General features: G+C 34.5%; 12 protein-coding genes. All 12 read left to right on the top strand.

Translation table 11 applies throughout. The annotated features are described in order from the left end of the window. Window positions 1–8 precede the first annotated feature (8 nt). The 12 genes from F7D20_RS11875 (at window position 9) to F7D20_RS11820 (ending at window position 14,366) form a co-directional block, all read left to right on the top strand. Complete coding sequence (locus tag F7D20_RS11875) at window positions 9–1,652, top strand: DUF262 domain-containing protein (protein ID WP_158464224.1); 1,644 nt, start codon at window positions 9–11, stop codon at window positions 1,650–1,652. 5 nt (window positions 1,653–1,657) lie between these two features. Then, window positions 1,658–3,061, top strand: a complete 1,404-nt coding sequence (locus F7D20_RS11870) for an ATP-binding protein (RefSeq protein WP_158464223.1) — start codon at window positions 1,658–1,660, stop codon at window positions 3,059–3,061. Between the two features lie 39 nt (window positions 3,062–3,100). After that, window positions 3,101–4,084, top strand: coding sequence for an acyltransferase family protein (locus tag F7D20_RS11865; RefSeq protein WP_158464222.1), 984 nt, complete (start codon window positions 3,101–3,103; stop codon window positions 4,082–4,084). 31 nt (window positions 4,085–4,115) lie between these two features. After that, window positions 4,116–4,862, top strand: a complete 747-nt coding sequence (locus F7D20_RS11860; RefSeq protein WP_158464221.1) for a glycosyltransferase family 32 protein — start codon at window positions 4,116–4,118, stop codon at window positions 4,860–4,862. 9 nt (window positions 4,863–4,871) lie between these two features. Next, window positions 4,872–6,068 carry a hypothetical protein gene (locus F7D20_RS11855; RefSeq protein WP_158464220.1) on the top strand — a complete coding sequence of 399 codons (1,197 nt, stop codon included), beginning with the start codon at window positions 4,872–4,874 and terminating at the stop codon, window positions 6,066–6,068. A 7-nt stretch (window positions 6,069–6,075) separates the two neighbouring features. After that, window positions 6,076–7,161, top strand: coding sequence for a glycosyltransferase family 4 protein (locus F7D20_RS11850; protein ID WP_228114186.1), 1,086 nt, complete (start codon window positions 6,076–6,078; stop codon window positions 7,159–7,161). A 24-nt stretch (window positions 7,162–7,185) separates the two neighbouring features. Next, window positions 7,186–7,758 carry an acyltransferase gene (locus F7D20_RS11845; RefSeq protein WP_158464219.1) on the top strand — a complete coding sequence of 191 codons (573 nt, stop codon included), beginning with the start codon at window positions 7,186–7,188 and terminating at the stop codon, window positions 7,756–7,758. A gap of 243 nt (window positions 7,759–8,001) precedes the next feature. After that, window positions 8,002–8,433 carry a hypothetical protein gene (locus F7D20_RS11840; RefSeq protein ID WP_158464218.1) on the top strand — a complete coding sequence of 144 codons (432 nt, stop codon included), beginning with the start codon at window positions 8,002–8,004 and terminating at the stop codon, window positions 8,431–8,433. A gap of 310 nt (window positions 8,434–8,743) precedes the next feature. Beyond that, complete coding sequence (locus F7D20_RS11835) at window positions 8,744–11,287, top strand: sensor histidine kinase (RefSeq protein ID WP_158464217.1); 2,544 nt, start codon at window positions 8,744–8,746, stop codon at window positions 11,285–11,287. 2 nt (window positions 11,288–11,289) lie between these two features. After that, window positions 11,290–11,943, top strand: a complete 654-nt coding sequence (locus tag F7D20_RS11830) for a response regulator (protein WP_158464216.1) — start codon at window positions 11,290–11,292, stop codon at window positions 11,941–11,943. Window position 11,944: 1 nt separating this feature from the next. Then, window positions 11,945–12,499 carry an HNH endonuclease domain-containing protein gene (locus tag F7D20_RS11825; RefSeq protein ID WP_158464215.1) on the top strand — a complete coding sequence of 185 codons (555 nt, stop codon included), beginning with the start codon at window positions 11,945–11,947 and terminating at the stop codon, window positions 12,497–12,499. A 34-nt stretch (window positions 12,500–12,533) separates the two neighbouring features. Next, on the top strand, window positions 12,534–14,366 hold the full coding sequence (locus F7D20_RS11820; protein WP_158464214.1) for an HsdM family class I SAM-dependent methyltransferase: 1,833 nt from the start codon (window positions 12,534–12,536) through the stop codon (window positions 14,364–14,366). The last annotated feature ends 11 nt before the right edge of the window (window positions 14,367–14,377 follow it).

The raw sequence follows: 14,377 nt of genomic DNA, 5'->3' as shown, positions 1-14,377 counted from the left end.
TATATAAAATGGCATTATCTTTACGAGCTGAGCAAAAGAGTATAACTAATCTCTTTAATAGTGGGGAAGATATCTATGTTATCCCTGAATATCAACGTCCATATTCCTGGAATAAGGATACGTGTTATCAATTTTATTCTGACATTACAAATGCTTTCTTGAATGACAAAGATTACTTTGTAGGTAATATTATTATGGCACGGAGTAATATGGAAACGAGCAGACCTAATGTGGTAGATGGACAACAACGTTTAATTACATTATGGTTATTTACAAAAGTGTTGACTATCTTACATCCAGATAAATCGCGTCTTGTTCGATTGTTAGAGGTAGAGTCTGTGTTGTCTGATAATTCTTTACCTCGAATAGATTCAAAAGTATACGAACATGATGACCAAAAAAATATAGAATCTGTGTTAAGTTATTCTCTTGAAACATTTGAAAATTTGTGGTTAGAAATATCAAATGTAAAACACAAATTGGAGAATGAGAAAAAATATAGTAGTATAGAGATAAATGCACTTTATTTGTATAAGTGGATGTCTGAATTTTATGATAATTTACAACATCCAGAAAAGAAAACAGAGTTTTTGGTCTATTTCTTGGAACGTGTATACCTACTTCCGATTGAACTTGATGGAAAGGATATGGAAGAGGCAAGTGATAGAGCATTAACAATTTTTGAAACGATCAATAATCGTGGTCAAATATTGGAAGATTCTGATATATTTAAAGCTCGTTTATATAAAAGTGCAAAGGCGGAAGGAAGAGGAGATGAATTTATAGAGCAATGGCTTGAGTTTAATGCCATTTGTGCAGACTTAAAAATAAGTGTTGACGATTTGTTCCGTTATTATTACCATATATTGCGTGGAAAAGAAGGTGTTACAACTAATGAAGGTAGCTTACGTGAATATTTGACACGTGACAATAATTCGGCTCTTAGTGCAAAACCATATAAAGAGGTGATAGAGGACTTGTCGACTATAACTAATATTTTGCAATGGCTAAATGCGCCAGAAAAAATGTCAATTAAAGTTGCTCAAATGCTTCAACTGATATCTCAATATTCTAACCAATATCCAAGATACGCTCTGGTGAACTATTTATTTACTGAAGGTATAGAGCAAGATGAAAAACTGAAAAACTTCTTAAGAACGATAGTTAAGTATTATTATTATCGTGGTGCAACTATACAGGTAAAATATGAAACATATCGTATTAACAAATTTATTGCGAAGCATCAAAAAATAGAACCTTACGATTGCAGCGATATAGATGAAGATTATTTTGATCATTTGGGGTTGTTAAGAAATGGCTATGCTCTTTTAGCTCATTATCTCATGTTCCCGGATAAATATGAGAGTAATATATATTTTGATAAAATCATTTATAGACGTGATTTTGAAATGTTGCCTATAGAGTGGCATACAAAGAATTTCGATGAGATTAATAATAATATAGCAAATTTTGTCGTGTTAGACATCCCAAAGAAATCGTTGAGCTTAAAAGCTAAAATGCAGTATTATTTAACATCCAAACTCGATGATGTCTGCGATATTTTTAGCACTTCTAAAACTTTGTCTTTAGATTGTTTTATGAGACGTGAAAAAAAACTCAAGTCGGTTCTTTTGGATTATTTTAAAAAGTAGTTATAATGGATTCTCTTCTTCTGCATAACTTTAAGGCATTTAAAGATAATTTTACATTGAATCCCAATGGTGATAATGTTCTGATTTATGGTGAAAATGGATCAGGAAAATCGTCTTTGTTTGAAGGGATTAAATTATTTTATTTCAGAGAACGTTTATTGAGAGAAAGTATTGCTCCAAATATTGTTGGACAAGCAAGAATTGATGAAGAACGGCAGGTGCTTGATGAATATAAATATGATGATAATGAAAGTATTACGTTAAATGTAGATGGAGTTAATTTTGATTCTCATAGTATCGTAAGCGATAATGTTTTCTTGATTAATTATAAAAATATCGCTCAATTAGATGTTGTTTGTATAGAAGATTTGATAAATAACGCTTATTTTTCTCATATAGATAATTATGCAAATTGGATAAGTGAAGACTTTATAAATTTGATAATAGATTGCGTTAATGAGGATTTAGTAGAGTGCTTTTGGATGGCGGATGTTAAAGTTCATTCTGTTGACATTCATGGAAAATGTTCTGTTGAAAATTCTCAAAATAAGATACCGAAGTCAATAGAACTTTATAAGTTCTTCAATGAATCTATAATTCATGTCATTAAGTTTATTATCTTGATAGAGTCTATTGGCTATTTTCAGGAGTCGAATCACAATACAATATTGGTGTTAGATGATTGCTTTAATAGCTTAGATATGCCGAATAGGATATTTATGATGAAATTCTTGTTGAAAAAAACGAGTGGAATCCAAAAAATAGTACTCACGCATAACATTGGTTTTTATAATCTCTTTATCCATATCATTCAAAATGTAGCAAAGCAAGAAAATGATTGGAAGTTTTATCAATTAGCAAAAATTGTTGATGAAAGAAAGTTGCTGGATGGATCTGAAGAAACAACGAGTGATATAAAGCAAAACATTGGAAATGATTCTGCGGCAACTATTGGAAATAAATTGCGTAGGCGCTTTGAAATACTTGTTTATAAGTTGAGTAGTATGAATAATATTGGCGAATTACAGGAAACTAAGGATTTATTAGATAAAATGTGTTCACCAAATGCACATATACATTTATCTAAACAAGGTGATGTTGTGAAAGATATTTATACTTTAGTGGATGAAATATATTCTAACGTAACGAATGGCAATGAATTTAAGTTAGCTAAGAGACTAAAAGAGAAAATAGAAAATTTTAGAAATCATGACTTCTTGAGTCAACTTAAGCCTTCACTTGAGGAATTGAGATTGTTACAGAAAGTAGCTTTGCATCCTACATCACATGGATATCAAGGTTTGCCTCCAATTGCAGAAAATGAAATTGACATATCATTGGTTTTATTGGAAAAGTTGGAAAATGCAATAAAGTCAGTATCTTCGAGAGAGGATGTTAGTTCTATTTGAAAATTAAAAATAATGTTGAACAAGTTTATTTTATAGTATATGATACAACGTATAGATTATATTGATCGAATGAAAGGATTGGCTATATTTTTAGTAGTCTTAGGTCATGTCTATTATTATGCTTTTGAACGTTCAAATAGCATATTGTCTGCTTTTGTAGGTAGTTTTCATATGCCTTTATTTATGTTTTTATCTGGGCTTGTCGCTTGTTCTGGAGTTATCCCTCCATATTGGAGCTTGTCTAAAATAATAAGAAAAACAAGAGCTTTACTTTTACCCATGCTTGTGTTTGGTTTATTATTCTCAAATGTTTTTTCTTCAGATTTTTTTCAAAGAATTATTGGATTCCTTGAATCTCCAAGTAAATATGGATATTGGTATTTAATGACTTTAACTATCTTTTACCTATCCTTAAGTCTTTATCGATTTAATGTTAAGCAAAAATGGTATTTTGATGTAGTCTTAGCCATGTTCGTATGGGGGGGTATGTTTTTACTATGGAAATATACAGCACGAAATGCAGATTATTTTTGTCTGCTTAATTGTGGTAATTTTTATCCTTTTTTTATGTTAGGTGTTTTTACTACTAAATATAAATTATTGGATAAAGTTAAAAGATCAAATTGGTTGTTCTCTGTTTGTTTATTTAGCTATATAGTTTTGTTTAATATAGAGATACCATTTCATGCTTTTTTGAGTTTGAATAGGCATATTATTCTACCTTTCTGTATGCTATATGTTATTGTTACCTTATTTCTTGCACGAAATGGGAAAAACTCTCCTTTAGAAAAAATATTGGAATACGTAGGTAAAAGGACTTTAGATATTTATGTGATTCATTATTTTATTATTTGCCATCTCCATTTTGGTTTTTTAGACAAATGGATGGAAACTACTGATAATATATTGCTTTCATTATTTTTGTCTATCTTTATTGCAGTAATTGTCTTATGTCTATCTATGTTTGTTGGATCTGTTTTACATAAAGGCGTATTGATAGAAAAAATAGCTTTTGGAAAGTAAAAAAGTGTTTTATAGAAAATAATTTAGATATATGATACCGAAAATAATACATTATTGTTGGTTTGGACGAGGAGCATTGTCTGAACTTGCACAGAAGTGCATTGCTTCATGGAAGAAGTATTTACCAGATTATGAAATTAAGGAGTGGAATGAGGATAATTTTGATGTGAATATCATTCCTTATACTGCTGAGGCATATAAAGCAAAGAAATATGCCTTTGTGAGTGATTATGCTCGTTTCTGGATACTGTATCAATATGGTGGAATATACTTTGATACAGATGTCGAGGTGATTCGACCTATTGATGACATTATTTATAAGGGAAACTTTATGGGATTTGAAACTGATCCTAAGCCGCAGTTAAAGGCTGACGCGAGCGAAGCGAGCGTCAACCCAGGCCTCGGCATGGGGGTGGCCCCAGGCCTCGGCATTATCAAAAAAATGCTTGATTTTTATGAGGGTAAGCATTTTGTGCATGAGGCTGTGATGAAAAATCAAATAACCGTGGTGCATATCGCTACGCAGGTGTTTCGTGAAAATGGATTGAAGAATGTGGCTGGTATACAGGAAGTGGCCGGCTGCTTTATATATCCTTCAGAGTATTTTTGTCCGATCAATGTGACAACTGGTCGTATTCATGTGGAAAAGAATACTCGAACGATACACCATTATGCAGGAACTTGGGTTGACAAGAAGTTTTCTATGAAAGAAATTTTAAAACGATTTTTACCGGAATTTTTAGTTCTTGCTTTAATTAATATAAAGAATAAAATATAATATAATAAAATGAAAGGTATAGCAAAATTTTATACTTGGTTCTGGATTATTTATTTCCCAGTATGTATTGCATTTACTGTTACAATAAATTTTGATTGGAGTGATGAAATCCTAACAGTATTACTCCTGGGTTATGCCTTTGTTAAGTTGCGGTTTTTGGTTAAAGACAAAAGCAGAACGACAGAAATCAATATTTATATAGGGTTGATGATATTCTATTTGGTTTATTCACTCTTAATTCAAGTGACTACGTTCCGAGGAATATATCTTGATTTTTTGCAGCAGTTACGGCCTTATGCAGTGTTCTATTTGACATGGATGTTGGCTCCGCAATTTAACGATAGACAGAAAATGCAAATCAAAAAAGTTATGTTATTATCATTCTTTGGATATTTAATAGCTTTCAAGTTTAAACCCTCTCTTGTAACACCATATGGTGGAGAAGAGTCTGCTGCTTTAGGACAAATTGCTCTTTGCTGCGCTATGGTTTACTATCTTTTCTCTAAACAGACCAAACGGAATCGGAATATTGCTATTTTGATTATGCTCTTAGGATTGATATCAGGCAAGTCTAAGTATTTCGGTGAGTGCGTGGTGTTTATTGCCTTGGTGATATTCGTGAAAAGTAAAATCAATTTTACTTCGGTTTCTACTTTGTTGAAAGTTGCAGCTTTAGGTTGTGTCGTTATATTCTTCACGTGGACGAAGTTTAATGCTTACTATGTCGAGGGATTTCAAACCGATGCTGCAGAAATGGCGCGTCCGCTTACCTATGAAACGGGAGTAAAGATAATGTTTCAAGATTATATCCCCTTTGGTAGCGGATTAGGCTCTTTTGGAACGGCTGCAGCAGCTAAGGAGTATTCTCCTTTGTATTTTAAATATCAACTAAATAATATATGGGGATTGGATCCTTCTAATCCAATGTTCTTGGCGGATGCGTTCTATCCTACCTTGGCAGAGTTTGGTATTGTGGGACTCTTTTTCTTCCTTTGGTTCTGGAAGAGACGCTTATGGGAATGTAATAAGATTCCTAATATCGTATATTATCGAATGGCGCTGATGGCAATTTTGGCATTGGCTTTGGAAAGTACTGCTGATTCTTCTTATCTTTCGGGTAAGGGTATGGGGTACTTTATGGTTCTTGCCTTGTGTCTGAATTCTGGAAGGCAACAAATGAATTGCAGCAAAAGATCTCTAAGATAGAAAAATAATGATGAACATAATCATAACTTCTCCTTCGTTGAATCCGAAGGTGAATGTGAGTGGCATTTCTTCTGTAACGCAATTTATTATCAGTAATAATCGGAAGCAAAACTACTTGCATTTTGAACTTGGTAAGAAGGATAGGGAAAAGGGGGGATGGCATCGCATTCCTTCCTTGATAAAGAAATATAGGGAGTGGAAGAATGTGCTTGCTCTGCATCCTGATGCGATTGTGCACTATAACTTCCCGCTGTCAAAAGCTTCTTTGTTGCGTGACCCATGGTTTATGAGATATGCCTGGAAGAATGGCAGAAAGATGGTGGTACATGTGCATGGAGGTCTGTTCCTGACGGCTCCTCATATACCTGGTATTCTCATGCGTATCATGAAATGGGTGTTTGGGCAGGATCTGCCTTTCATCGTATTGAGTGATATGGAAAAGGATATCCTGACTGAGAGATTTGGGGCTAAGAAGGTTGCCGTGTTGCCTAACTGTGTGGATCTGAGTGATGCTGCTGCTTTTGAAAAAGAACAGGTCCTTCATGATGAATCAAAACCGCTACGTATCGGTTATCTGGGGCGTATAGAACCTAATAAGGGAATGACGGAACTCTTGGTGGCTTGCCAAAGACTGAAAAAGGAAAAATATCCTTTTAAACTCGTTATCGCTGGCAAGGAACAAACGGAAGGGGAGTATCTTCCGCAATTTGACCAGTGCTTGGGGGACAGCTTTGAATATGCTGGTTTGGTTTCGGGTAAATCAAAGTGTGATTTTCTCAGAAGTCTGGATGCTTTCATCCTTCCTACTTACTTTGAAGGATTGCCGATGTCGCTTTTGGAAACCATGAGCTATGGTGTGACTCCTGTTGTGACTCCTGTAGGCAGTATTCCGCAAGTGGTGAAAGATGGTGTGAATGGTATGTTTATCACTGACCATGACAGCGATTCTATTGTTTCTGCCATCAAACGACTGGATGAGGACAGAAGTATTTTGAGAAAGTTGGGCGTGGCTGCCAGAGAAACGATTTTCAATCAGTTCTGTCCGGAAAAGTATGTTGAGAAATTGAATTCGATTTATCATCTTGCCAATTAGGCTCTTTATTTCATTTTAGAAATCATGAACATTTTTCAGATATTACAAAAGATAAGTCTTGTCCCTTCTTATCTGTGGGACAAGATGTGGACTCCTGTATGGAAGCGGTGCATGAAGCAATGTGGTAAAGGGGTATATATTCGTCCGATGTCTTCGGATTTCAAGGGATTGTGGAACCTGTCGGTAGGGGATGGTACTTCGATTCCTAAAGGGAGTACTATCTATTGTACGGATGCACCGTGTACTATTGGCCAGAAGGTACTCTTCGGTCCTAAACCTACAATTATCACCGGTGATCATCGTATTGACCTCTTGGGCAAATATATCGCGGATGTTACCGTGGAGGATAAGTTTGTGGATGGTGTGAATGTATATGACCAGCCGGTCGTCATCGAGGATGATGTGTGGTGTGGTGCGAATGTGACTATCCTGAAAGGTGTGACTATCGGTCATGGCTCGGTAGTGGCTGCTGGTGCTGTGGTCACGAAGTCCTTTCCTCCATACAGTATCATCGGTGGTATTCCTGCCAAACTGCTCAAAATGAGATTCACGGAAGAGGAGATCAAGGAGCATGAAAGAATGTTGGATGTGAAATGACTTGGATATTTCGAAAACCCACCAGTCCTTCCTTTATTGATAAAGCGGGCTGCACTCGGCAATATGAAAGCGAGCTTGACTCTGCACTCATTTGCACAGCTCTCCCGTAAGGGGGCTGCGGATTTACACTCCGTAGTATAATAAGGTTCGACCTTATTTGCTGGGATTAGTTATGGAGGTATTGGCTTATGCGTCACCATGATACCGATTAATAAATACTGTTACATACAATAAATAACAAAAATGATGACTATGTATATTAAAATTTGGGTATTTGTATTATCAACATTGGCTGCCATGCTAGTGGGTGGATTGATAGGTTATCTATGTCATTTAGGCATTGGTAATCTGTGGAAATGTTTGAAATCTCTTGGAGTGAGCATTCGTAACCGCTTAGTGGATTACTGGTATGTCTTGGTCTTCCTTGTAACCACGATATATGTCTTGTCGAATTTCAAAGTTTGCATAGATTTGTCGTTTACAGAGGATTTTAATGGCAATAATCTGATTTTTCTATTCTGGCTGGTATTAATCATATTTCCAATGTTTGAGAGTTTCGAGGGCTTTGGTATCAGTATCAAGAAAAGAAAACAAAAGAAAACGGAGGACTTGTTGACCATGGAATACCACAATAGTCTGGTAGGTGCTCAAGAGAAAGGAGGTAATGATGAATAATGGTATATATAGGGTTATCAATGAGGGGACTTCTCTTATGGGTAACCCGAATCTGAATGAGGCTATGTTTAGAACATGGCTTGAATACTCATTGAAAATGCTCGATTTGCTTTGTGACAGTTCTTTTGTAAAATACCAATATTCTTCGTTTGCATTTCAAGTAAAGAATTCGACAAATACACCATTTGAGAAATTGAGCAAGTGTGTGGAATTCTTGATTAAATTAGCTTCAATGATTTAATCTTGTTCAATGTTGCAGCTCAATTACAAATAGAATCTTTAGTAAACTATTTTTTGAAAAATCATATTTATGGCAAATATAATTCCTTTTAAAGTTTCTGCACGTACTGCTCGTCTTATTGGTCGCGAGAACGTTGCTACATCCAAAGGTGCAATTATAGAACTTGTGAAAAATGGGTATGATGCAGATAGTCCGTTCTGTGTCGTACTTGTAGATAATAAGTATGGAGTATATCATAAGGAACTTAGTAAATTAGACTATAAAAAACTTCTGGAACTAGGGTGTGACCCTAACTTGCTTAGTTCTATATACCAATTAGATAAAGATATATATATCGAGAAATCTGACGTCAATATAGAGCAAATTGGAATCTTGAAACAACAGTTGCAAAAGAACTCTGTTCTTTATATTATTGACGCTGGAGAAGGTATGACAGGTGACATAATACGTAATTATTGGATGACAATTGGTACAGATAATAAGTCTAGTAATTTTTTATCTCATGGGGGAAGGGTAAAAGCTGGAGCTAAAGGTATTGGGCGTTTTGCTCTTGATAAGTTAGGTGAACACTGTGAAATGTTTACTTTCTTTAATTCTGAAGTTCATGTTGACAAAGATGAAGAAGGTAAGCTAACTCCGTATAAAGGTTATTATTGGAGTGTAAATTGGAATGATTTTGAGAAAGACGAAGTTACTATAGATAAGATAGGTGCAGAATTAGTAGGTATTAAAGGGAAAACTTATATGGATTGTTTTAACAATTTAGCCTTATCTGCTTCACTCAAGCAATTAGTCGCTTCCAATCTTATATGCCATGGTACAATATTAAAAATTTCGCAGTTAAGAGATATATGGGATGATGAGAATATTAGTCGTGTGTTCGATGATTTGGGAGTTTTGGTGCCACCGTCTGAAGGACAAGATTTCTCGATTTATCTTCAGTCTATAGATAATCCTGAAAAGTATGGAAAAGTTGAAAGTCTGTTCTGTGATGATTTTGATTATAAGGTAGTAGCACATGCAGATGGTAATCAAAATGTAAATATACGAATATATCGTCATGAATATAATATAGAAGCTATACCTCCTTCTTTCTTCGAACGTGAAAATCAGAAAAGATATCAATATTGTAGAGAAACTTTTTTACGTGGTTACTGGGATGTTACTCGTACTTTTTCACAATTGATTCCAGGTTTTCGTGATACAGATACAGATGGAATATTGGCAAGAATTGGTGCTTTTGATTTTTCTTTTTATTACTTGAAACGTTCTTCTTCAAAAAAAGAAGATGCTCGCTTCTTTTATCGCCAATGTCCATATAATCTTAGGAAAAGTTGGTTGGACAAATATGGTGGTATAAAAATATTTCGTGATAGTTTCAGGGTTCGACCTTATGGCGAGAAGGGTGATTCGGCATTCGATTGGTTAGGGCTTGGTATGCGCAAGAATAATAGTCCTGCTGGTATAGCAAAAAAGTCAGGTGGCTACCGAGTGGAAGCTGAGAATATAGCTGGCTCTATCCTTATATCACGAGTTTCGAATATTGATTTCGAGGATAAGTCAAGTCGAGAAGGTTTACAAGAGAATAAGACTTTTTCTATTTTCAAACAGTTGCTTGTTAGCATTATAAAGATATTTGAAGATGACCGTTCTTTGATAGCTCGTGAACTCGTGGCCGATGATGAGTTTCGTAATGGTGCTGCAAGGGATAGAGAACGTGCAGAAGAACTTGTTAACAAGATAATTGAAGATAGCAAAAGAGACCAAGGATATCAATCGGATGAAAATTCTACAGACTATAAACTACATCTGTTAGCTGTTGTTAACGAGCAGAAAACCGAGGAAATAAATAACTTGCGTGAAGAGCAAAAAATACTACGTGCCTTAGCAAGTAGTGGTTTAATGCTAGCTTCGTTTGCCCATGATTTAAGTAAACTCAACGATTCTCTCGATTATCGATATGATAAAATTATAAAACTTTTAAATGCCAAGGTTTGTAAAAAAGATTTTTCGCAGGAAAGAAGAAAGAATCCATTTATTTTGCTTGAACAAGCAAAGGAAAACGATATAAAGATGCAACGTTGGCTCAATTTCTCTACCGATATAGTCAAAAAGGATAAGCGTAGAAGAAAAACTGTTAGTTTTGCGCCTTATTTTAATAAACTTGATGATGTTTGGTCAGGACTCCTTGCTGAACGTAAAATTCGATTTGTTCATTCTAATGTAGATGATGCTTGTATGAGAGCTTTTGAAATAGATTTTGATAGTATATTCTATAATCTAATTTCTAATTCAATTGAGGCTTTTATTCGTTTGAGGGAAGAGCGTGAACGTGTTATCGAAATTTCGGTTAAAACAACAGAAAATAATATTGTATGTACTTATCGTGATAGTGGTCCTGGTCTTTCAGCAGATATTACCAATCCTTATGATATATTTCAGCCTTTTTTCACGACGAAACGCAGTGCTATTACTGGGGAAGAGATAGGTACAGGCTTAGGAATGTGGCTGGTAAAACTAATTGCAGAGGATAATGATGCTCGTGTGGTATTACTTACCCCAACGATAGGATTTGGTCTTCAAATTATATTTCCAATTAAATATAGAAAATAATTATGAGCTATAAAGTTTTGTTTATTGACGAAGAGTCTATTCAGCATGATGATTTCAAAGAACATTTTGAGGAGAATTGGCCCGAAGCCGAATGTGAATGTGTGTTTCCTGCTCGAACAATTGAGGAAATGTTGGAGTTGCTAGAAAAAACACATCCAGATGCGGTTATCGTAGATTATCAGCTAAATGATAAAAAAGTAGATATAAGTTACAACGTAGGTTATAATGGCGTTGAACTATTGAATGCTATACATAATCAATTGGCCGATTTTCCTTGTTTTGTTATCACATCGTACGATGGTGAAGCCGTCGTAGATTCGGATGATGTAAACTTGATATATGTTAAAAAGGTTTTGCGATTCTCTTCGGCCGATGGAGAAAAAGTTTCATTTGCACAAAGAGTTAAAAGTCAAATTGATAAATATCGTATGAGAATTGATAATGCACGTAAAGAGTTGTCAATTCTAATAGAAAAAAGGGAAAAAGGTAATGCTACAGTTCAAGATGAAGAACGAATAGTTGAATTGGATACTTTCTTAGAGAAAACTTATGGAAAGGAAGATGCAGTTCCCTCTGAGTTAAAGCATATGTCTAATCTTGAAAAATTGAATACGTTGATAGATAAAGTGGATTGCTTAATAAATAAATTGAGTTAGTATGACACAGCCCTTTCGACATATAGCCCCAAAACGTACATGTACAAAGAAAAGAGCTAATTATAATGCATATAAGACTTTTCTTGCAGAAGATTTTAATCATAGATGTGGTTATACAGATTGTTCTGATTATTGGTTTGGTGGTAAACGTTGCTTTCAAATAGATCACTTTAAGCCGGAAAGTAAATATCCAGAGTTGAAAAACGAATATAGTAACTTGGTATATTGTTGCTCTTATGTAAATAGAGCAAAATGGGATGATGATAATCCTAATTATTTGGATCCATGTGATGTGGATTTCAATTTACATTTTGAACGTGATGACTTGGGATTTATAAAGGCAAAGACGCCACAAGGTCAATATATGGTTGAGCACATGAATCTTGGCTTGACACGATATGCAATTTGTTGGAATCTTGATAGATTGGAAGAAAAAATAAAAATATTAGAAAGAAAAGTTGATCAGAACATAGCAACAATAGATGAAAAAGGACTACTCTTAAATGTTAATAAGGAATTTTATAAGTATTTAAGGTATCTTCGGTCTGAATTATAGTTCTTTTGTTGTTGAGAAAATGTGAAATAGAATTATGTTAAAACGTATATTCCCGTTTTTGAAACGAAATCTTACACAAGATCCATTATTGATTAATCGGATATTTGTGACACTCTATATTACATATAATAATGTTTCAACCTACAATAGTTTTGTTAGCAGATATATTATAAATAATGGTGATGAAGATTATAAGGTGCTGAGGCAAGTTCTGGATTTTTTAGAAAAGCAGAGCGTAAGTAAATTAGACTTGGAAGATATGATAAAACTTTTTGAGTTTGTTATATCTCCATTTGATAGAATTGTTACTGGTGCAATCTACACACCAAGTAAAATTCGAAAAAAGATCCTAGAAAATTGTTTAAGTAAGCAGCAAAATTTATCTTCTATCCGGGTTGCAGACATTGCTTGTGGATGTGGTGGATTCCTGATGGATGTAGCAAAATACATACATAAGAAAACAGGAAAAAGCTATCTTCTTGTTTACCAAGAAAATATATTTGGAATAGATATACAATCCTATTCCATTGAAAGATGCAAAATCTTGTTGAATCTGTTGGCAATATCTGAGGGAGAATGTTCTGAATTTGAGTTTAACTTACTGAATGCAGACACCTTAGATTTTCATTCGGAAGGATGGAATACTGCGTTTGATGACTTTGATGTAATTGTTGGTAATCCTCCTTATGTTTGTGGAAGAAATATGGAGGATGAAACCAAGGAAAAAACGAAAATGTATGAAGTCTGCAATGCTGGTTCCACGGATTTGTACATTCCTTTTTTTCAGATAGCTATTGAGATGATAAAGGAAAATGGCATGTTGGGTTACATCACGATGAATACTTTTCTCAAAAGTTTGAATGCCCGTGAACTCAGAAAGTATTTTATGGAAGGTAGCTATAATATCAGTATTGTTGATTTTCGTGGACATCAAGTTTTTTCGGGCAAAAGTACTTACACTTGCTTGTTTTTCTTGAAAAAAGAAAAGAGTGAGATGTTACATTACTATTGTGACGAGAATGCAGAACTAAGCAAATGCTTCGGTTATACGGATATTCCTTATTCTATACTTGATGCAGAAAAGGGGTGGAATTTGAATGAACATAAAGTCGCCTCTAAATTGGAGAGTGTAGGCATTCCCTTGGCAAAGTTTTGCCAATCTCGGCATGGTATAGCAACATTGAGTAATAAGACTTACATTTTCACACCTATAGATGAAAATGATAAGTTCTATTATTTGGAAAAGGAAACCCATATATATCAGGTAGAAAAAGATATATGTAAGGATATCGTAAATTCAAACAAGTTAAATTCTGATATTAGCTTGGATAAAATCAAGCATAAAGTGATTTTCCCTTATCAATTATGTGATGGAAAAGCGTTTTTGATAGATGAAAATGTCATGACGCATAAGTATCCTATGACATATAAATATTTAGAATCTCAAAGAGATGAATTAGCCAGACGTGACAAAGGTAAGGGGAAGGACTATCCTGTATGGTATGCTTATGGGAGAACTCAATCTTTAGTTATGCCCTCAATTAAATTGTTTTTCCCTAAAATCGCAAATAAGCCTTTGCACTGTGCTCTTGTTAATGCTCCGAATTTGTTGCTTTACAATGGTATGGCTTTTGTGGGTGAAGATGAAAGAAAGATGAGGATATTACAGAAGATTTTTGAATCAAATATCTTTTGGAACTATATCGTAGCGAATAGCAAGCCATATTCCTCTGGCTATTATTCATTGAATGGGTCCAATATCAAGAATTTTGGAATTCCTATATTTACAGAAAAGGAAGTGGAAGAATTACTATCTATCCAAAATAAAGATGATATAAACAATTGGTTGGCACGATATTATTCATAGGCATAGCCCAA

The sequence above is a fragment of the Segatella copri genome (assembly GCF_009495355.1).
Taxonomy (GTDB): domain Bacteria; phylum Bacteroidota; class Bacteroidia; order Bacteroidales; family Bacteroidaceae; genus Prevotella.
This window is presented reverse-complemented; position numbering and strand designations above follow the sequence as displayed.